Genomic DNA, 19,292 nt, shown 5'->3' with positions numbered 1-19,292 from the left:
GGTGGGGGGTAGCGGGGTCGGGCGGGGGGTCAGGGTGGTGAGGAGGACGGCGGTGAGGACGGCGAGTTCGTCGGGGGTCGGGGAGCCGTGGAGGATGTGCAGGGCGGGGGTGCCGGGGGTGGTCATGCCGGCTGGTTCCCGTGCTTGCGGGTGGGGAGGTCGGCGTGCTTGTCGCGGAGCATGGCGAGGGCGCGGATCAGGACGGGGCGGGTCTCGGCGGGGTCGATGACGTCGTCGACGAGGCCGCGTTCGGCGGCGTAGTAGGGGTGCATGAGTTCGTTCTTGTACTCCTTGATCTTCTGGGCGCGCACGGCGTCGGGGTTCTCGGCGGCGTTGATGTCGCGGCGGAAGATGACGTTGGCGGCGCCCTCGGCGCCCATCACGGCGATCTCGTTGGTCGGCCAGGCGTAGGAGAGGTCGGCGCCGATGGAGCGGGAGTCCATCACGATGTAGGCGCCGCCGTAGGCCTTGCGGAGGATCAGCTGGATGCGGGGGACGGTGGCGTTGCAGTAGGCGTAGAGCAGTTTGGCGCCGTGGCGGATGATGCCCTCGTGTTCCTGGTCGACGCCGGGGAGGAAGCCGGGGACGTCGACCAGGGTGACGAGCGGGATGTTGAAGGCGTCGCACATCTGGACGAAGCGGGCGCCCTTCTCGCTGGCGTTGATGTCCAGGACGCCGGCGAGGTACTGCGGCTGGTTGGCGACGATGCCGACGACGTGGCCGTCGAGGCGGGCGAGGAGGCAGAGGAGGTTGCCGGCCCAGCCCGGTTGGACCTCGAAGTACTCGCCGTCGTCGACGATCTCCTCGATCACCTCGCGCATGTCGTAGGGGTGGTTGCCGTCGGCGGGCACCAGGTGGCGCAGCGGGTCGTTGCGGCGGTCCGCGGGGTCGTCGCCGGGGGTGGGGGGCGGCAGTTCGCGGTTGTTGGCGGGCAGGAAGGAGAGCAGGTAGCGGACGTCCTCGAGGCAGGTCTGCTCGTCGTCGTAGGCGAAGTGGGAGACGCCGGAGACGGCGGAGTGGACGTCGGCGCCGCCGAGGCCGTTCTGGGTGATCTTCTCGCCGGTGACGGCCTGGACGACGTCGGGGCCGGTGATGAACATCTGGGCGATGTCGCGGACCATGAAGACGAAGTCGGTGAGGGCCGGGGAGTAGGCGGCGCCGCCGGCGCAGGGGCCGAGCATGACGGAGATCTGCGGGATGACGCCGGAGGCCTTGGTGTTGCGCTGGAAGATGCCGCCGTAACCGGCCAGGGCGGTGACGCCTTCCTGAATGCGGGCGCCGGCGCCGTCGTTGAGGGAGACGAGGGGGGATCCGGCGGCGAGGGCCATGTCCATGATCTTGTGGATCTTCTGGGCGTGGGCTTCGCCGAGGGCGCCGCCGAAGATCCGGAAGTCGTGGGCGTAGACGAAGACGGTGCGGCCGTGGACGGTGCCCCAGCCGGTGATGACGCCGTCGGTGTAGGGCTTCTTGGATTCGAGGCCGAAGCCCTGGGCGCGGTGGCGGCGCAGGGCTTCCACTTCGGTGAAGGAGTCTTCGTCCAGGAGCAGGGCGATGCGTTCGCGGGCGGTGAGTTTGCCCTTGGCGCGTTGGGCTTCGGTGGCGGCGGGGGTGGGGCCGTCGTGGGCCTGTCGGCGCAGCGCTGCCAGTCGGGCGAGCCGGGTCTGGACGTCGTTCGCGGCCGGCGGGGTGCCGGGGTCGATCGCAACGGTGCAGACGGGCCTCTCCTGAAGCACGGTCATCTGGCTTCCCTCTCCTGGACAGCAGTCGCCTCCGGGCTCGGTGTGGGGTGGCCCGGCGGCAGCCATCCTGCCAGATTTACATACCTGCGTGAAGGTATTATTTTTTTCCACGCCCGGCGGCGACCCTCCGCGCCCGGGCGGCGGGGCCCTCCCGGGCGGTCTGGACTGCGACGGGCCGGGTGCGCCATGATGACCCGTAAATATTCCTTCACGAAGGAATATTTACCCACACGAGAGGACGAGAACCATGAGCCTGGTGGCCTATCCGGATCGCACCCTGCAGCGGCCCGCCTACCTGGTCTTCACCGACGTGGACGAGACCCTCATCACCCGCAAGAGCATGTTCGACTTCCTCCAGTTCCAGCTGACCAGGCGCTACGGGGACGAGGGCGAGGCCCGCTACCGGCTGGTCCTGGAGCGCCTGCGGGCCCAGGCCGCCGCGGGCAGTCCGCGGGAGGACGTCAACCGGGCGTACTACCGGCTGTACGCCGGCGAGGACGTCGCCGAGATGTCCGCGCTCGGGGAGCAGTGGTTCGCCGAGCGGTCCGCCGAACCGGACTTCTTCATCCCCTCCACGGTCTCGGCGCTGCTCCGGCACCGGGCCGCCGGGGCCGAACTGGCGCTGGTCTCCGGGTCGTTCGCCCCTTGCCTGGCTCCGATCGCCCGCCGGGTCGGCGCGGCGTACACCCTGGGCACCGAGGCGCTGGTGGAGGCCGGCCGGTACACCGGGGAGGTCCGGCGGCCGATGATCGGGGCCGCGAAGCGGGCGGCGGTGCTGGACCTGATCGCCGCGCACCGCGGGATCGAGGCCGCGGACTGCTTCGCGTTCGGCGACCACCTCTCCGACCTGCCGATGCTGGAGTGCGTCGGCCATCCGCGAGTGGTGGGCGGCGACCCGGAGCTGATCAGGGAGCTGGACCGGCGGCCCGCGACCGTCCCGGGCTGCGCGGTGGCCTGCTGGTCCATGGGTGCGGAGGCCTGTGACCACGAGTGCCTGTGACCGCGGCACCGGCTGACCGTGCAGCGGGGCCGGAACGGATCTCCGTTCCGGCCCCGCTGCACGGTCAGTTGACGCTGCGGATGATGTTCGGTTCGTCGTCGTGATCCTCTCCGTTCGGTCGGGGGGCGGGGGCGGCGGTCCTGGCGGTGTCGGTGACCATGTCCTCAGCCCGCCAGTACCAGTTCCGGCACCGACTCGCGCACCGACTGCGACCGGCGGGCGAAGGGGGTGGCGGCCCAGCGCACGAGCACCGAGCCCACCGACATGCCGCCGCCGAACCCCGACAGCAGGACCAGTTCGTCCTCGGCCAGCGCGCCCTGGCGGTGGATCAGGTCGAGGGTGACGGGTATCGACGCCGCCCCGGTGTTGCCCAGCCGCTCCATGGCCAGGTGGCAGGTGGCCGACTCCAGGCCGAGCTCGGGCCAGACCTCGGCCAGCATGACGCTGTTGGCCTGGTGCGGGACGAAGTGGTCCACCGTGCGGCCGGCCGTCCCGGCCTTGGCCAGCAGCCCCTTGATCGCCGCGGGCAGGTTGTCCTGCACGAAGCCGCGCACCCCGCGCCCGTCCATGTGGAAGAAGTGGCCGCCGTCGGCCAGGGTGCTCGCCGACGCCGGGCGCCGGCTGCCGCCCGCCGGGACGCTGATCAGTGCGTGCTGGTCGCCCCGGGTCAGCAGGCTGGTCGACAGCGTGCCCTGGCCGGCCGGCACCCGGCCGAGCACGGCCGCGCCGGCGCCGTCGCCGAAGAGGATCGCGGTCTTGCGGTCGGAGTAGTCCAGGATCCGCGAGTAGACGTCGGCGCCGATCACCAGGGCGTAGGAGCCCTCCGGCTCGCCGCGCAGCATCCGCTCGGCCGCGGTCAGCGCGAAGACGAAGCCGCTGCAGACCGCGTTGACGTCGAAGGCGGCGGCGTTGGTGGCGCCGATCAGGGACTGGACGATGCTGGCCGTGGCCGGCTGCGGGTGGTCGGGGGTCGAGGTGGCGACCACGACGAGCGAGATCTGCTCGGGGTCCAGGCCCGCCTCGGCGAGGGCGCTGCGCGCGGCGGCCGCCGCCAGGTCGGAGGTGGCCTCGTGCGGGGCGGCTCGTCGGCGCTGCCGGATCCCGGTCTTGCGTTCGATCCACTCGGCGGTCACTCCGGCGCCCCGGGCGATCTCCTCGTTGCCGATGACCTCGGCGGGGAGGTAGGAACCGGTGCTGATGATGCCGATGGCTTGCTGGCCGGACATGCGGTGCTCCGTTGGTGTGGGCCGGCCGGGGGCCGGCGTGGCTGATGGGGTGCCAGGGGGTCGGGGGGTTCTCGGCAGGCGGTGTCGACCGTTTTCGTGCGGGGGCGGGTGGCGGGCTGCGGGGTCAGTCGACCGTGGTGAACTCCGCGAAGCTGGGCCCCTGGAGCTTGAGTTGGGCGTGGATGTCCCCGCCGAGGCCGAAGTGCCCGATCGCACCGCCGTAGTTCTGCTGATAGCTCATCCACAGGACGATCACGTTGATGACGCGGTTGGCGCCGGGCGTGCCGGCCGCCGGGAAGGGGTTGGGCAGGGTGGCCCGGTAGTGCGCCATGCCGTGCTGGTCGGTCATGAAGGCGTTGGGGACGCCCAGCGGGCCGGGGCGGGTGGGACCGTCCGGGTCCAGGTCGTGCTCGCGCAGCGACATCACGGTGTAGAGGCTGTCGGGGATCAGGCCGGTGAAGCCGAACGAGAAGGTCGCGCTGCGCCGGTCCGCGGAGAGGTCCACCTCCAGCTGCCCGCGGGCCTTGACCCACTGGGCGAGCCGGATCGGCTCGCGCACCCGCAGGCCGTCCTCGAACCGGGCGTCGGGGATGGGGGCCTGGTGCAGGGGGTAGCTCGGGCGCTCGACGGAGTGGGCGTCGGGGCGCTGCTCGGGGGCGAACAGCATGTTGTAGTTGTTGCAGGGCAGCGGCAGCGGCAGGGTGTACAGCGGCATCGCCGCCTCCTGCGGGGGGAGCGCGTCGGGCAGCTCGCGGACGATCGTGTAGGGCAGGTGCCGGCCGAACTCCGGCAGCGGGCTGTCGGCGGAGACCACGGCGCTCCCCCAGGCGGAGACGGTGCCGCCGTCCGGGGCGGGCCGGTTGATCCGGCCGATGACGACGAAGTCGCCGTTCTCGTCCATGATCTCGCTGGGCGGGTAGAGCGGGCCCTGGGTGGTGACGCTGAGGTCGTAGGTGCGGTTGGTGGTCTCTGCCGTGCGGATCGGCTCGGCGGTCGTGATGGTCATGGCGGTGGTCCTTCGGAAGGGTCCTTCACCGGGTCTTGGCGGCCACGGGACGCGGACGGTGCGGGGTTGGGGGGAGGGAGAGGGCCGGCCTCGTCCGCGTCCCGTGGGAGGGGGTGCGGGAGGGGCGGTGCTCAGGCGGGGGTGACGCGGGCGTACAGGCGGGTGTAGAGGCCGCGGTCGCCGCCAGTGATGTAGGAGTCGCCGGCCTGGCGGACGATCTCCTGGTAGCGCGGGGAGGTGAAGACCGCGGTGTAGTCCTCCGGGGCGCAGGAGAAGCCGGAGACGAACATGACGCCGGGCTCGCTGCTCAGCACCGAGTGGTAGGCCTCGAAGTAGTCGACCTCGGGGGCGTTGCGCACGACGTCGAAGATGGTCTCCTCGCGCCAGGCCCGGTAGGCGCGGTAGGCGGTCGGCGGGACCTCGACGTGGCGCATCTGGACGTAGGGGGTGTTCGGGAGCGGGTCGGCGCTGGGCTTGGGGGCCTCGACGAAGTGCAGCAGCTGGCGGCTGAAGTCGCTCTCGGCCATCGGGCCGACCGCGTCCCACAGCACGCGCCAGTCCTTGCGCAGCTCCTCGATCCGGTCGTAGTCGGCGAGCGGGGCCAGTTCGAGCAGGGTGGAGTCCTCCAGGCCGCGGTAGAGGATGCGGCCCTCGATGCCGGAGGCGGCGTGGTGGGCGAGCCAGGCGGTGACGGCGGCGTCGACCTGGTCGGGCTTGACGGAGAGCTCGGTGACGGTGATCAGGGCGCTGGACATGGTGGTCTCCTCAGGGGTTTCGGTGGGGGTGGTGCCGGAAGGGGGTGGTGCGGGGCGGTGCCTAGGCGGCGACGAGCACGCGGGCGGGGGCGGACACCGTGTGGTCCACGGCGAAGCGGGCGCGCTTGGTCTCCTTGGACTCGATCAGGGCGGGTTCGAAGGCGGTGTAGGTGACGGTGGTCAGCGCGGCGCGGCGGCCGGCCTGGTGGATGCTGATGTCGGCGGCGAAGGAGAGCCGCTCGGGGTCGTCGGTCTCGGCCCGGAGGGTGAGGAACTCGACGGTGGCGTCGAGCGGGAAGAGGAAGTTCTCGAAGGCCGTGTTCATCGAGTCGATGACGTAGTAGTAGGAGCGGTCCGGGTAGCGGTTGGCGTAGTACCGCTCGCTGACCGCCAGGAACATCTGGCGGGCGGCCTCGACGGCGACCATGCCCTGGACGTGCTGGCCGGTCTGGTGGTCCAGCAGCAGCTCGTTGTCGGCGTGCAGCCGCAGGTCGGCGACGAACCGGCCCGCCTGCTCCTGGCGCAGGTCGGCTATCAGGGTGTTCTGGCTCTGGTGCTTGTGCACCTCCTGCCGGGGGGACAGCGCCGGGTGCGGGAAGTGGAACTCCAGCGACTCCTGCAGGCCGTGGCGGGCCGCCGTGTCCCGCAGCGCCGCCCACTCGGGGGCGGTGACGCCCTGGCCGGCCCGGACCAGCGTGTGCTCGCCGCCGGCCCGGACCGCGCCGAGCAGGGGGAGCTGCTCGCGGAACTGGGAGACGGTGAACACCCCCTCGTGGACGGCGAATCCGGCGAAGCGGTCGCCGACGAGCAGGACGGTGCGGGGCTGGGCCGACATGGTCTCTCCTTTGGAATGGCGGGCTCGGGCTGGGCAGGGGATCGGTACGGGGTGGCGGGCCGGGCCGGCGCGGTGCCGATCCCGCCGGTACGTGGGGCGGGAAGGGGGTCAACCGGCAGTGGGGAGCGCGGAGTTGGTGCGTTCCGTCCGGGCTGCGCCGTCCTGCTGGAAGAACGTTAGGACGGATCCCCCGCCCGGCGCAACCATCTAGTTGGTTTTTCTTGAACCATCCAGTTGGTTTTCCTATCGGCTAGCCTTCCCCCATGACAGTGAGCGCCAAAGTCCAAGACACCCGCGACCGGCTGCTGGAGGCCGCCCAGGAGGAGTTCTCCGAGTTCGGCCTCGCCGGGGCCCGGGTGGACCGGATCGCCGAGCGGTCCGGGGTCAACAAGCAGCGGATCTACGCCCACTTCGGCAACAAGGAGGCGCTGTTCGGCGCCGTCCTTGGGCGGGTGTACGAGCACATGGGGAAGGAGGTCCCGATCCCCACCACCGAGGAGGGGCTGCGCAACTACGTCGGCGAGGTGTTCGACTACCACCGCCGCTCCGGCGACCTGGTCCGGCTGCTCGCCTGGGAGGGCCTGCTCTACCGCGACAAGCCCATCCCGAACGAGAAGGAGCGCGAGGAGTACTACACCTACAAGACCGCCGCCCTCTCGGTCGCACTGGGCATCGACGACCCGACGGCCGCCGCCCGGGTGCTGATCGCCCTGATCGGCCTGGCGTCCTGGGTGTTCATCGTGCCGCAGCAGCGCCGGCTGATGCTCGGCCCGGACCACGACTCGGAGGCGAGCTGGGCGCTGCTGCGCGCCAACGTCACCGCCAGCGGCCACACCGTCATCGACCTCGCCCTGCGCGGGATGGCCTGACGGACCGTCAACCCGCCTACGCCGCACCCGAAGCCGCCCGGCGCACGCGCATCCCCGATGCGCGCGCCGGGCGGCTTCTTCGTGCGGGGCGGCCCCAGCCGGTGAAAACCAACTAGATGGTTGCACCCGGTGCGGATCTCGGATAGCGTCGTCGTCATCGAGCCGCTCACGTCCCGATCGGGACGAACCCCCTTTGTCACAGGGCGAGTTGCGGCCTGTCCGAAACTCTCCCCAAGGATGCAGCGATGACGTCTGACCGCCCCGCAGAGAACTCCCCGGTCGTCCTGGTCAGCGGTGCGACCGGCGGCATCGGCGGCGCCGTGGTCCAGGAGCTCGCCCGGACCGGGGCCACCGTGGTCCTGCTCGGCCGGGACGCGGAGCGCCTGGAGCTCGCCCGCAAGGCCGTCACCGCGCGGATCCCCGGCCCCTACCGGCTGGTCACGCGGGTGGTGGACATCAACCGCGCCGACTCGGTCGACCGGGCGGTGGGCGAGCTCGCCGCCGAGCTGGGCCGGATCGACGCCCTGGTGCACGCCGCCGGCGACGGCCCGGTCGCCCCGCTGGCCGAGGCCACCGACGAGCTGTGGCAGACCACCTTCAACAGCAAGCTGATGGGCGCCGTCCGCCTCACCCGGGCGGTCGCCTCCCCCATGGCGGCCCGGGGCCACGGCCGGATCGTCCTGGTCGGCGGCGCCTTCCGCAGCACCCCCGACCCGCTCTTCCCGGTCAACAGCACCGTCAACGCCGGCCTCGCCGCCTTCGCCAAGGCCGTCTCCGCCGACCTGGGCCGCCGCGGCATCCGGGTCAACGTGGTGGACCCGGGCGCGGTCGACACCGAGCTGTGGGCCCAGACCGCCGAGGACCTGGCCACCCGGCTGGGCACCACCCCCGAGCAGGTCACCGGCCAGGTGGTCGCCCAGACCCCGCTCGGCGCGCTGACCCGCCCCGGGGACGTCGCCCAGCTGGTGGCCTTCCTGCTCTCCCCCGCGGCCTCCCGCATCACCGGCACCGCGGTCACCGTCGACGGCGGCGCCTGCCGCGCCCTGTGACCCGCGTGACCCGCCCCCGTCCCCGCCCGACAACCCGTCCGCACCCGCCCGAAGGAGCCCCGCCATGCCGATCCTGACCGTGACCACCTGGCCGAACCAGACCGACGAGAAGTGCCGCGAGCTGATCGAGGAACTGACCGCCACGGTCAACCGGGTCACCGGCGCCCCGTTCGACAAGATCACCGTCTACATCCAGGAGATCGCGCAGAACCGCTGGGGCGAGGGCGGGGTGCTGGGCACCGACCCGCAGTTCGCCGAGCTCAGCCGCCGCCGCACCGGTCCGGCCGCCCCGGCCGGCGCCCGCGCGTAGCACCGCGCCTCCCCCCTTCTTCCGCCCCGCCCCAAGGAGTGTTCCGATGGCCCTGACCATCTCGCGGAATGCGCCGGCCTCCGCCCGCGCCGAATCCGCCCCGCCGGAGAACGAACGCCGCACCTCACCGAACATCGTGCTGGCGGCCGCCCTGCTGAGCTTCTTCGTCATCTCGCTGGACGGCTCGGTCGTCAACGTCGCCCTGCCGGCCATCGCGCACAGCCTGCGCGGCGGCATGACCTCCCTGCAGTGGGTGGTGGACGGCTACACCCTGATGTTCGCGGCCCTGATGCTGTCGGCCGGCGCCCTGTCGGACCGGATCGGCGCCAACCGGGCCTACGCGGTCGGGCTCGGCGCCTTCACCCTGGCCTCGGCGGCCTGCGGGCTCGCCCCCGGCCTCGGCGCCCTGATCGGCGCCCGGATGGTGCAGGGCGCGGCGGCGGCCATCATGGTCCCGACCTCGCTGGCACTGATCCGCCAGACGTACACCGACCCGGGCAAGCGGGCCCGGGCGGTGGCCATCTGGACGGCGGCGGGCGCGGTCGCGGTGGCGATCGGCCCGGTGGTGGGCGGCGCGCTGACCACGGCGCTGAACTGGCAGTCGATCTTCTTCCTCAACCTCCCGGTGGGCGCGGTCGGCCTGGCCCTGCTCGCCCGCATCCCGCGCTCCCCGCGCCGGGCCGCGCCGCTCGACCTGTTCGGGCAGCTGTCCGTGGTGGTCGGCCTGGCGAGCCTGACCTACGCCGTGATCGAGGGCGGCCGCCGCGGGTTCGGCTCGACCGAGATCGTGGGCACCCTGCTCCTGGCCGCCGCGGCCCTGGCACTGTTCCTGGTCGTCCAGGCCCGCCGGTCGCAGCCGATGGTCCCGCTGGGGCTCTTCCGCTCCCGGACGGTGGTGGTGTGCATCGCGGCCGGGTTCGCGCTCAACGCGGTGTTCTACGGCGTGATCTTCCTGTTCGGCCTGTACTTCCAGCAGGTGCGGGGCGCGTCCGCGGTCGGCGCCGGGGCGATGTTCGTGCCGATGTGCGGCCTGATCGCCGTGGTGAACATGGCCAGCGTGAAGCTCTCGGCCCGCACCGGGCCCCGGGTGCCGATGGTGCTCGGCCAGCTGATCATGGGGGCCGGCGCGCTGGTGCTGCTGGCCGTCGGCCCGCACACCCCGATGCTCGTCCCGGTCCTGCTGCTGGTCCCGGTGGGCATCGGCGGCGGCCTGGCGGTGCCCTCGCTGACCGCCGTCCTGCTGGAGAGCGTCGCCGCGGAGTGGGCGGGCACGGCCGCCGCCGTCCTGAACACCTGCCGGCAGGTCGGCGGCTGCCTGGCGATCGCGGTCTTCGGCGCGCTGATCGCCGAGCGGGCCTCCTTCCAGCACGGTCTGACGGTCAGCCTGATCGCCTCCGGCGCGATGCTCGCGGCGACGGCCACCGCGACCCTGCTGCTGCTGCCGAAGCTCGCCCACAAGAACGGCGGCTGAGGCTCCCTCCCGGCCCCCAGGGGCCGGCCGAGGGCCGCTCGAGGGCCTCTTCCCCGCCCGGCGCCCCGCATCCGCGATGCGGGGCGCCGGGGGCTGTCCCCGGCCCCCCTGGGGCTTCCCCGACCCCCTTCGATGTGACGCCGGTCACAGCACAATAATACCTTCGTGAAGGTATTATTGCTTCGTGAAGCGATGGAGGATCAGCAGATGACCGCGCTCGCCCTGCGGGAGAAGGTCCGCGCCTACAACCGGCGCGCCGAACTCGCCCGGAGCCGGCCTCGTCCGGCCCGGGAGACCGGCCCGGACGAGGCACCCCCGCCCCACTCGGGGGGCCGGCCCGCCGACCGGGGCGAGCAGCCCGGTCCGAAGCTCCCTGCACCGCCGCACACCCGGTAGCCCCGCCCCCACGGCGGGACGCCCGCGGCAGGCGCGGCAGTCCGCTCCCCACGGCGGACGCCGCGGCCGCCCCCGCACCGACCACGCCCATGCCGTCCGCTTCGAAGGGCCACCACCTTGTCTGCGTCCGTATCCGCCTCCGCCTCCCCGCCCCGCGCCGAGACCTTCTCCGTCACCGAGGTCGAGCGCATCAGCGGACTGTCGACCGACGACCTGCTCTGGTACGAGGAGCTGGGCCTGATCGACTCCGTCTCGCGCGAACCGGGCGGGCAGCGCATCTACTCCGCCTCCAACCTCCGCTGGCTGGAGTTCCTCAACCGGCTGCGCTCCACCGGCATGCCGGTGGAGGAGATGGGCCGCTACGTCGAACTGGCCCAGGAGGGGGAGCACACGGTCGCCGAACGCCGGGACCTGCTGGCCGCCCACCGCCGCCGGGTGGCCGCCCACGTGGAGGAGCTCACCGCCACCGTCCACTACCTGGACTGGCAGATCGACTTCTACGACAAGAAGAGGACCGCGCTGACCGGCGGCTCGCCCGGGTCGGCCTGACCCGGCACCGGAGGGCGGCGCGCCGAAGGGCCGCCCTCCGGTGCGGTCGGCCCCCCGGGTGCGCCCGGGTCCGACCGCACCGGGGGACGGCCCCCGGGCGTCCTGTCCGGCCCGCTAGCCGGCCTCGGGGCCCAGCACCGCGGCCGCGTAGGCGTCGGCGGCCGGCTGCGGGCGCAGCGCGCCGTGCGAGGCCACCGTCCGGACGTCGCGCCACAGCCGCTGCAGTTCGCCGGCCTCCGGGCCGGTGTCCGGGCCGCCGGTGCGCACCAGCCGTCCCACCGCGGTGACCAGCAGGTCGACCGTGGCGACGGCGTCGCGCCGGTTGCGGGCGACCAGGTGCTCGGTGACCGGGTCGGTGTCGGCCCGGCGGGCGGCGTCGGCCAGCAGCAGGCGGGCCGCGTCGGCCTCGGCCGAGGAGCGGGCCAGGGCCATGTGCACGGCGCCGGCCTCGCGGTGCGGTGCGGCCCCGGCCCACCGCGACCACAGCCGCAGGGCGCGGCGGGCCGCGCCGAGCGCGGGGGCGGCGAACAGCAGGCCGCCGGCCAGCTGGGCGGGAACCGCGTGGCAGCGGGCGGCGGCGTCGGGCCGTCCGGCCAGCATGTCCGCGAGCAGGAAGGAGCGGTGCGGTGGGACCAGGACGGAGTCGGCCAGGACGCTGTTGCTCCCGGTGCCGCGCAGCCCGTCGGCGTCCCAGGTCTGCCGGGTGGCGAAGTCGCCGGCCGGGAGCGCGAGGACCCGGGCCCGCGGGCCCGAGCCGGACGGTTCCCAGGCGGCCAGCAGGACCCAGTCGGCGAAGTCCACGCCGCTGGCGTAGCGCCACTGCCCGCTCAGCCGCCAGCCCCCGGCCGGGAGCGGTTCGGCGGTGCCGGCCGGGGGCGAGATCGCCGCGGCGATCCGGACGTCGGGCGTCGCGCCCCACAGCTCCTGCTGCGCCCGGGCGGGGAGGAAGGCCGCGAACCGGCCGTGGGCGGCCAGCAGGGCCGCGCACCAGGCCGCGGAGGGGCAGCCGTCCTCGGCCAGGGCGGCGGCCCGGCGGACCAGGTCGGCGAAGCCCCCTTCGGCGCCGCCCCAGCGCCGGGGCACGAAGTGCCGGGCGAACCCGGCGGCGACCAGGGCGTCGAAGGTGTGCCCGGCCAGGCGGCGCTCCTGGTCGGCGCGGTCGGCGTCCCGGGCGGCGATCGTCGCGGCGAGCGCGGCGGCATCGCCGAGCGCGGCGGTGTCGTCGAGCGCGGCGGTGTCGTCGAGCAGTGCACGGGGCATTCTATAATTCCTTCACGAAGGTATCTTTAGTGGAGGCTTCCACAACGACGTCGAACCAGGAGAATCCGGGATGAACGGGACGAACAAGAAGCAGGCGCGATCGCAGCGGACCTACCAGCTGGCGCTGGAGTCGGCCGCCGTCGAATTCGCCCGCTACGGCTTCGCGGACGCCAGCCTGCTGCGGATGGCCGACCGGATGAACCTCACCAAGGGCGCGCTGTACGGCCACTTCCGGTCCAAGGAGGAGATCGCCTCGTCGCTGGTGGCCCTGCTGGACGGGGTCGTGGAGAAGCTGGCCGCCCGTTCGACCCCGGCCGGCGGCGTCCGGGAACTGCGCGTGCTCAGCGGCTCGGTGGCGGACGCGATCGAGTCGGACGTGCGGATCAGCGCGGCGCTGCGGCTGGCCTTCGACGGGGCGCAGCGCGGCGAGGACACGCCCGAGTTCCTCACCGCGCTGCGCCGGCACGCGCTGGAGCTGCTGAGCGCCTCGGAGGAACCGGACGAGCGCACCCGGGTGCTGGCCGACCTGCTCATCGTCGTGCTGGTCGGCGCCTACTACACCGCGCCCGCCCCCGAGCGGGCCGGGATGTCAGCACGCGTTCAGGACATGTGGGACCTGCTGGCGCCCGCCCCGCAACTCCCGGTGGACGGATAGGCCCGGCGCCGCGGGCAGCGACCAGTGGGTGGTGGACGTGGCCAGGGTGCAGTCGCCCTGGACCGCGTCGATCCCGAACCGGCGGACCCCGGACCGGGCCGGGTCCGGGCGGTCCTCCCGGACCACCAGCCGGATCGGGCGGTCGAGTTCGCCGAACGCGAGGCAGGCGGTGGTGAGCGAGAGCAGCCGCGGCGGCGCGGCGGCGTCCGCCCCGGCGGCGAGGTCCGCGACCGCCTCCCACGCCGCGCGGCCCCGGTCGGAAGCATCCAGCGCCAGGTGGTGGCCCAGCTGGCGGAAGCCCTCGAGCAGGGCCATCAGCGGCGCGTGGTCGCTGGGGTGGTCGAAGAGGATGGCATGGTCCAGGTCGAGCTCCAGCCCCCACTCCCCCGCGCCCGCGCCGCGGGCGAGCACGCTGTCCTTGGCGCGCAGCCGGCCCACCGCGGCGGGCGGCATCCGGTGCGCCCCGTACCCGTCCGGGGGCAGCAGCGCGCGGCTCAGGGCGGCGCCCATCGCGTCGCTGCGCCCGCGCAGCAGGCCGTAGCGGCGTTCGTCCACGGCGACCACCCGCAGGCTGCCGCGGCCGCACGGCCGCCCGTCGACGGTCAGCACCGCCTCGATCCGCATGCCGTACCGCTTGGGCGTCCGGGTGCCCTCGGAGGCCCAGCGGGTCTCCAGCACGACGGGCACCGGCGCGGCGCCGACCCGCAGGGCCTCCGGGTCGGTGATCTCGAAGTCCATGTCGCCGCCGATGAAGCGGTGCGACAGCGGAACGCCGTGGAACTCGTGCGCCAGGTAGACCAGCGTCTGGCGGATCGTCTCGGCGAACAGCATCGGGTCGCTCACCCCGGACCGGTCCGGGTGGTAGAGCGCGTGGTCGCGGGGCCACTGGGCGGCGACCAGGAAGCGGTCCTCGGCGACCCGGACCGCGTCGGTGAGGAACACCTCGGCCACGGCGGCCCGGTGCACCATCTCCCGGGGGATCGGCTGCCGGAAGCTGAGAGACGGCGCGGGAGCGGCGGGCCGCGGCAGCGCCGTTCTGTCGGCGGTCCGGTGAGGTTCAGGGATGGTGAGCGCGGCAGACTGGTGCATGTACATTCCCCCTCGACAGACCACTGGTATGTCTGGCAGTCGGCAGCACGCGGCCGACGCAGAACAAATATACCTACGAGAAGGTATATTTCAAGGGAACGCACCCCCCGGCGCCCCCCACGGGCCGGACGAGAACAGAGGAACGCCATGGCATCCGCGATCGGTGAACGAGCCCGCGCAGTCAACCCCGCCACCGAGCGCGGCCGGGGCCGGGGCGGCCTCAAGCAGGAGCGCGCCCTGCGCACCCGGGCCCAGGTCCTCGGCGCCGCCGCCCAGGCCTTCGCGGACAAGGGCTTCCCGGCCGTCACCATGCTCGACGTCGCCGAACTCACCGGGATGACCAAGGGCGCGGTCTACTTCCACTACCCCAACAAGGAAGCCCTCGCCCTCGCGGTGACCGAGGAGTTCTACCACCGGATCGCCCGGCTCGGCGAAGAGGTCCTCGGGCTCGAACTCTCCCCGCTCGACGCGGTCACCGAGCTGATGACCCGCACCGCGGTCGCCTTCCGCGACGACCTCGTCGTCCAGGCGGGGGCCCGCCTGCAGATCGAGAGCACCCTGATCGCCACCGACCTGCCCCGGCCCTACGTCGGCTACACCGAACTGGTCACCACCTGGCTCGCCCAGGCCGCGGAGATCGGCGAACTGCCCGCCACCGCCAGGCCCGAGGCGATCGCCCGGGTGCTCATCTCCGCCTTCTTCGGCGCCCAGCACATCTCCTGGGTCCTGGACAACCGGTCCGACATCGCCGAACGGGTCCAGGAGATCCTCACCACCGTCCTGCCGGGCGGGAAGTCCGCGGCCTGACGGAGCGGCGGCAGGCTTCGGCGGTGCCGAGTTCGCGGGGGACCGGCCGCTCGGGTGTCGGGGGTGATCCGGGGTGCTTCCAGCACGGCAAGGGCGGCGATCCGCTGCCCTTCGAACGGAGCTAAGGTCTGGTTTTCCAGACCTTAAGGTCTGGAAAACCAGACCTTAGCTCGGGCATTTCCGCAGGTCAGGACATGTTCCCCCTTCTTAAGTAAGAGGCGCGCGGTCGGCTGGGCCCCGGCACCCGCGGGTGTTCGACCTGCGGGAGGGGTTTTCGGGGGCTGTGCGCGGGGCGGATCCCCTGGGGCGGGAGCCCCGGTCGGGGGTGGGGGTGCTGACTCTTGCTCGGCCCGACTGGCATCAGCCCCGGCACGGCACCACGGCTGGGCCTGGCGGGGGCACTCTGCTCGCCACCGGCCTTCAGGTGGCGACCCGGGGGCCACTGTGTCCTGGGCTGTGAGGGTTGCCCGGGCCGGAGGGGCGCCCGGGGGCGGGCGTGGTTCGTACGGGCAGACCGCCGGAGGGTGGCGGGTCGTGGGGGAACAGCGACCGAAGCGACCGTGGGTCCGGGGCGGCCGGATCGGGGCGGTGGGTGAGGAGATCCGGTGGACGGGGGCTCGGGCCGGGGTGGAGTGCGGATGGGGGGTCGGGCGGGGCGGGTGGGGCCGGCAGCGACCGAGCGACTGAAGGGCAGCGACTGAGCGACTCTTCGGTCGCTGCTTCGGTCGCTGGTATAAGTGCAGGTCAGATGGGGTGAGGGGGAGAAAACAGCGACCGAAGCGACTGAAGGTCCGGGTATATGAAGCCATTTCACGTGTGTGTGCGTATGCGCCCCCGCGTACGTGAGACGGAGATATATAGGGACCTTGAGTCGCTTCAGTCGCTGTTTTTTCGGCTGGACCTGCTCTGACCTGGGATTTTGTCCAGCGACTGAGCAGCGACCGAAGAGTCGCTCGGTCGCTGCCTTCGGTCGCTGGGTCGCTGCCGGCCGCCGGGGGTTTTTCGGCCGGGGACCGGCCCGGGCGTGGGCGGACGGGGTGGAGCGGGTGTTTTTTGGTGCACAGTGAGTGATCGGGGATCGCTAGTGTGTTTTCCTCGTTGAGTCGCTTGAGTCGCTGACGGGGGAGCCATGACTGCGGAGCTGTGGGCTCGGGGCAGTGGATCGGCGCGTCCCCGTCCGGCGGGGAGCGAGATCCCGGCGGGGTCGGGGCCGTGGGCCACGGCCCGGTGGTGTGCCGCCCGGGGGTGGCCGGTGCTGCCGCTGGCGTCGGGGCGCAAGACCCCGGCGGGCAACTGCGCGCCGTGCCGGGTGCCGGGGCACCACCACCAGGGGTGCGCGTGCCTGCGCAGCGGGCGCTGGTGCCACGGGTTCCACGCGGCGACGGTGGACCAGGCGCTGGTGGACCGGTGGTGGAGCGGGCGGGAGGGCTTCGGGGTCGGGATCTCCTGCGGACCGGCCGGGCTGGTGGTCGTCGACGTGGACGCGCACCGGGTCGCGCTGCCGGGCCGGGACCGGCTGCTGCCCGGGATCGTCATCCCGGAGGGCGCGGACCTGACCGGGCTGGAGAACGGGTTCCACACGCTGGCGGTGCTGGCCGCGCTGCACGGCGAGGCCAGTCCGGCCGAGGACACCGGGACGCTGCGGGTGCGCACGCCCTCGGGGGGCCTGCACGTCTGGTACCGGGCGCTGCCCGGGCAGCGGTGGCTGTGCTCGACGGGTTCGTCCTCGGGGCGGGCGCTGGCCTGGCAGGTGGACGTGCGGGCGTACGGGGGCTACATCGTGGCGCCGGGGACCAGGACCGCGGCGGGGGACTACACGCCGGTGGACTCCGTCCGGGAGCCCGCGCCGCTGCCGGGGTGGCTGGCGCACGAGCTGCGCCGCACCGGGCACCTGACGGCCCCTCAGCCGGTCGCGGAGCCGGGGCGGGCCGCGGTGCCCCAGCGGGCGCTGGCGGCCGTCCTGCGGGCCGGTGGAGGCCGTCGGACGGTGGCGGGGCTGCTGGCCGGTCCGCTGGCGGAGGTGGCGGCCTGCGGGGCGCTGGCGCAGGGGGCGGGCTTCTCCGAGCGGCTGAACCGGGCGGCGTACACCGCCGGGGGGCTGGCCGCGGCCGGGTACCTGACCGAGGCGGAGGCGGTGCGGGCGCTGACCGAGGCGGCCGGGCTGGCCCGGCCGGGGCAGGAGCGGCGGGCCGCGGCGATCATCCGCAGCGGCCTGCGGGCGGGCGCGCGCCGCCCGCTGATGCGGGGGACGCCCGGATGAGCCTTCCGGAGAGGAGCACGCTGCTCGACGCCCAGTTCGACGCCCGGGCGGTGGCGCGGGAGATCCTGGCCAGTGCGGTGCAGCCGGCCGCGCCGGGCGAGGCCCAGGTGCCCGCCGGCCTGGCCGGGGGCGGCGCGACCGCCCAGGGCCTGCTCCCGGACACCCTGACCGACCGCGGCAACGCCAAGCTGTTCGTCAAGCTGTACGCGGACGACTACCGGCACGTGCCGGGGCTGGGCTGGTACCGCTGGGACGGCACCCGGTGGCTGGACGACGAGGACGACACCGTGCTGTGGGCGGCCGGCGACCTGGCGGAGAGCATCGCGGCGGACGACCCGCGCGGGGTGTTCACCGCCTCCGCGCTGCAGCAGCACCGGCGCCGGGCGCTGAGCACCAGCGGAATGCACGCCATGCTGTTACAGGCCCGCACGGCCCCCGGCATGGTGCTCAACGCGGCCAAGCTGGACGCCGACCCGTACGCGCTGTGCACCCCCGGCGGGGTGGTGGACCTGCGGACGGGGCGGATGCACGCGCCGGACCCGAACAAGGACTTCCACTCCCGGTCGACCACGGTGACGCCGCTGCCGGTGCCCGCGCCGCGCTGGCAGCGCTTCCTGACCGACACCTTCGGCGAGGACGCGGAGGGCGCGGAGATGATCGCCTTCCTGCACCTGCTGCTGGGCTACTCGGTGACCGGCGACGTCGGCGGGCAGGTGATGCCGTTCCTGTTCGGCTACGGCAAGAACGGCAAGTCGGTGCTGCTGGACGTGCTGATGCGGCTGCTGGGCGACTACGCGGACGCGGCGCCGCCCGGGTTCCTGATGGCCCGTCCGTACGAGGGGCACCCGACCGACCTGGCGGAGCTGCACGGGCGCCGGGTGGTGGTCTGCAGCGAGGTCCGGCCCGGCGACCGGTTCGACGAGGCCCGGGTGAAGCTGCTGACCGGCGGGGACCGGATCAAGGCGCGGCGGATGCGGCAGGACTTCTTCAGCTTCCAGCCGACCCACAAGCTGTGGCTGCTGGGCAACCACCGGCCCGAGGTGGGCACCGGCGGTTTCGCGTTCTGGCGGCGGATGCGGCTGGTCCCGTTCGAGCGGGTGGTCTCCGACGACCGGAAGATCGACAACCTGGCGGACGTCCTGGTCACCGAGGAGGGTCCGGGCATCCTCAACTGGCTGATCGAGGGCGCCCGTTGCTACCTGGCGGGGGACAAGGACCTGGCCGGTCCGGAGCGGGTGCGGATCGCCACCGACGCCTACGCCGAGACCGAGGACCACACCGGGCGGTTCGTCGCGGAGGCCTGCAGGGTCGCCCCGGAGCTGCGGGCCGAGCAGGCCCAGCTCTACGCGGCCTACCGTTCCTGGTGCCTGGGCGAGGGCGTTCCGCCGCTGTCGTCGCGGGGGTTCGCGGCCAGGGTCCGGGAGGCGGTGGGGCTGGTGTCGCCGAAGGCGATGGTCCTGTCGAACCAGCGCAAGTACTACCCAGGCATCGGCCTGCTTGCTGACGAGGAGACGGTATGAGCGCTCTCATCGCAGAGGACGAGATCGTCCACGAGGCCGCGCTGGTCTGGCTGGAGGACATCGGCAGCCTGGACTACGTGCGGCAGAGCCTGGACCGGCTGCCGACCCGCCGGGGCCGGCCGGCCTACCACCGCGACGGCCGGATGGTGGGCTACGCGCAGCTGGGTCCGGGGGCGAAGCCGTCGCGGTCCTCGGGGACCTTCCGGCGGCGGGTGTTCTGGCTGCTGCCGCACGACCGGGACACCGACCCCGCGGGGCTGTACGCGACCGGGGCGCCGGCCGAGGCGGTGGACCCGAGCACGGTGGCGCCGGGCAGCAAGGGCCTGAAGACCGGGCGCTCGGAGGGCGGCCTGCGGCTGGCGGGCCGGACGGAGCCGGGGGCCGCCCTGCCGGGCTGAGAGCGGGCGGCTGCGGAGCGTTGCAAAAAACCGAGCGCCCGGTATATTTTCTGGCCGGTGGTCGCGCGTGCCGTCCGCGGCGCGGCGCGAACGGTGGC

Annotated in this window: 19 protein-coding genes; 12 read left to right on the top strand and 7 right to left on the bottom strand. The window is 73.4% G+C overall.

Annotated features, from left to right (window positions below):
* Positions 1-122: 122 nt before the first annotated feature.
* Positions 123-1,739: an acyl-CoA carboxylase subunit beta gene (locus tag IH44_RS0123910; protein ID WP_051817256.1), complete on the bottom strand. Its 1,617-nt coding sequence runs from the start codon at positions 1,737-1,739 to the stop codon at positions 123-125.
* 247 nt (positions 1,740-1,986) lie between these two features.
* Between IH44_RS0123910 and IH44_RS0123905 the strand changes: the two genes are divergently transcribed.
* On the top strand, positions 1,987-2,739 hold the full coding sequence (locus IH44_RS0123905) for an HAD family phosphatase (protein ID WP_030461753.1): 753 nt from the start codon (positions 1,987-1,989) through the stop codon (positions 2,737-2,739).
* A 164-nt stretch (positions 2,740-2,903) separates the two neighbouring features.
* On the opposite strand, the gene IH44_RS0123895 is transcribed toward IH44_RS0123905, so the two are convergent.
* From IH44_RS0123895 to IH44_RS0123880, 4 genes are all read right to left on the bottom strand, one after another.
* Complete coding sequence (locus IH44_RS0123895) at positions 2,904-3,965, bottom strand: 3-oxoacyl-ACP synthase III family protein (protein ID WP_030461752.1); 1,062 nt, start codon at positions 3,963-3,965, stop codon at positions 2,904-2,906.
* A 124-nt stretch (positions 3,966-4,089) separates the two neighbouring features.
* Positions 4,090-4,971, bottom strand: coding sequence for a hypothetical protein (locus IH44_RS0123890; protein ID WP_030461751.1), 882 nt, complete (start codon positions 4,969-4,971; stop codon positions 4,090-4,092).
* Between the two features lie 131 nt (positions 4,972-5,102).
* Entirely contained in the window at positions 5,103-5,726 is a 624-nt protein-coding gene (locus IH44_RS0123885; protein ID WP_030461750.1) for a hypothetical protein, read from the bottom strand.
* A gap of 61 nt (positions 5,727-5,787) precedes the next feature.
* Complete coding sequence (locus IH44_RS0123880) at positions 5,788-6,561, bottom strand: AfsA-related hotdog domain-containing protein (RefSeq protein WP_030461749.1); 774 nt, start codon at positions 6,559-6,561, stop codon at positions 5,788-5,790.
* 263 nt (positions 6,562-6,824) lie between these two features.
* On the opposite strand from IH44_RS0123880, the gene IH44_RS0123875 reads away from it, so the two are divergent.
* From IH44_RS0123875 to IH44_RS0123845, 6 genes are all read left to right on the top strand, one after another.
* A complete protein-coding gene (locus IH44_RS0123875) occupies positions 6,825-7,430 on the top strand; it encodes a TetR/AcrR family transcriptional regulator (RefSeq protein WP_030461748.1) in 606 nt (201 codons plus the stop codon).
* A 245-nt stretch (positions 7,431-7,675) separates the two neighbouring features.
* On the top strand, positions 7,676-8,479 hold the full coding sequence (locus IH44_RS0123870) for an SDR family oxidoreductase (RefSeq protein ID WP_030461747.1): 804 nt from the start codon (positions 7,676-7,678) through the stop codon (positions 8,477-8,479).
* 64 nt (positions 8,480-8,543) lie between these two features.
* The gene (locus tag IH44_RS0123865; RefSeq protein ID WP_030461746.1) at positions 8,544-8,789 is read left to right on the top strand and encodes a tautomerase family protein; all 246 of its coding nucleotides are present in this window, start codon (positions 8,544-8,546) and stop codon (positions 8,787-8,789) included.
* Between the two features lie 46 nt (positions 8,790-8,835).
* Complete coding sequence (locus IH44_RS0123860; RefSeq protein WP_081967080.1) at positions 8,836-10,260, top strand: MFS transporter; 1,425 nt, start codon at positions 8,836-8,838, stop codon at positions 10,258-10,260.
* A gap of 192 nt (positions 10,261-10,452) precedes the next feature.
* Complete coding sequence (locus IH44_RS0123850) at positions 10,453-10,656, top strand: hypothetical protein (RefSeq protein ID WP_157852445.1); 204 nt, start codon at positions 10,453-10,455, stop codon at positions 10,654-10,656.
* A 117-nt stretch (positions 10,657-10,773) separates the two neighbouring features.
* The gene (locus IH44_RS0123845) at positions 10,774-11,205 is read left to right on the top strand and encodes a MerR family transcriptional regulator (RefSeq protein WP_051817254.1); all 432 of its coding nucleotides are present in this window, start codon (positions 10,774-10,776) and stop codon (positions 11,203-11,205) included.
* 114 nt (positions 11,206-11,319) lie between these two features.
* On the opposite strand, the gene IH44_RS0123840 is transcribed toward IH44_RS0123845, so the two are convergent.
* Positions 11,320-12,465 carry an oxidoreductase gene (locus IH44_RS0123840; protein WP_107066609.1) on the bottom strand — a complete coding sequence of 382 codons (1,146 nt, stop codon included), beginning with the start codon at positions 12,463-12,465 and terminating at the stop codon, positions 11,320-11,322.
* 70 nt (positions 12,466-12,535) lie between these two features.
* On the opposite strand from IH44_RS0123840, the gene IH44_RS43035 reads away from it, so the two are divergent.
* A complete protein-coding gene (locus tag IH44_RS43035) occupies positions 12,536-13,120 on the top strand; it encodes a TetR/AcrR family transcriptional regulator (protein WP_051817253.1) in 585 nt (194 codons plus the stop codon).
* On the opposite strand, the gene IH44_RS41355 is transcribed toward IH44_RS43035, so the two are convergent.
* A complete protein-coding gene (locus IH44_RS41355) occupies positions 13,055-14,089 on the bottom strand; it encodes a ScbA/BarX family gamma-butyrolactone biosynthesis protein (protein ID WP_063759673.1) in 1,035 nt (344 codons plus the stop codon). The genes IH44_RS43035 and IH44_RS41355 overlap by 66 nt on opposite strands.
* A gap of 267 nt (positions 14,090-14,356) precedes the next feature.
* On the opposite strand from IH44_RS41355, the gene IH44_RS0123825 reads away from it, so the two are divergent.
* The 4 genes from IH44_RS0123825 (at position 14,357) to IH44_RS0123810 (ending at position 19,194) form a co-directional block, all read left to right on the top strand.
* A complete protein-coding gene (locus tag IH44_RS0123825) occupies positions 14,357-15,016 on the top strand; it encodes a ScbR family autoregulator-binding transcription factor (protein WP_081967079.1) in 660 nt (219 codons plus the stop codon).
* 1,252 nt (positions 15,017-16,268) lie between these two features.
* Positions 16,269-17,276 carry a bifunctional DNA primase/polymerase gene (locus tag IH44_RS0123820; RefSeq protein ID WP_030461739.1) on the top strand — a complete coding sequence of 336 codons (1,008 nt, stop codon included), beginning with the start codon at positions 16,269-16,271 and terminating at the stop codon, positions 17,274-17,276.
* Positions 17,273-18,796: a phage/plasmid primase, P4 family gene (locus IH44_RS0123815; protein WP_030461738.1), complete on the top strand. Its 1,524-nt coding sequence runs from the start codon at positions 17,273-17,275 to the stop codon at positions 18,794-18,796. Before IH44_RS0123820 ends, IH44_RS0123815 begins: the two co-directional genes overlap by 4 nt.
* Positions 18,793-19,194, top strand: a complete 402-nt coding sequence (locus IH44_RS0123810; RefSeq protein ID WP_051817252.1) for a DUF6009 family protein — start codon at positions 18,793-18,795, stop codon at positions 19,192-19,194. The genes IH44_RS0123815 and IH44_RS0123810 overlap by 4 nt, the downstream gene beginning before the upstream one ends.
* The last annotated feature ends 98 nt before the right edge of the window (positions 19,195-19,292 follow it).

The sequence above is a fragment of the Kitasatospora sp. NRRL B-11411 genome (assembly GCF_000721345.1).
GTDB lineage: Bacteria > Actinomycetota > Actinomycetes > Streptomycetales > Streptomycetaceae > Kitasatospora > Kitasatospora cineracea.
Note: the sequence above shows the minus strand (reverse complement) of the source record. Positions and strands in the feature narration are given on the sequence as shown.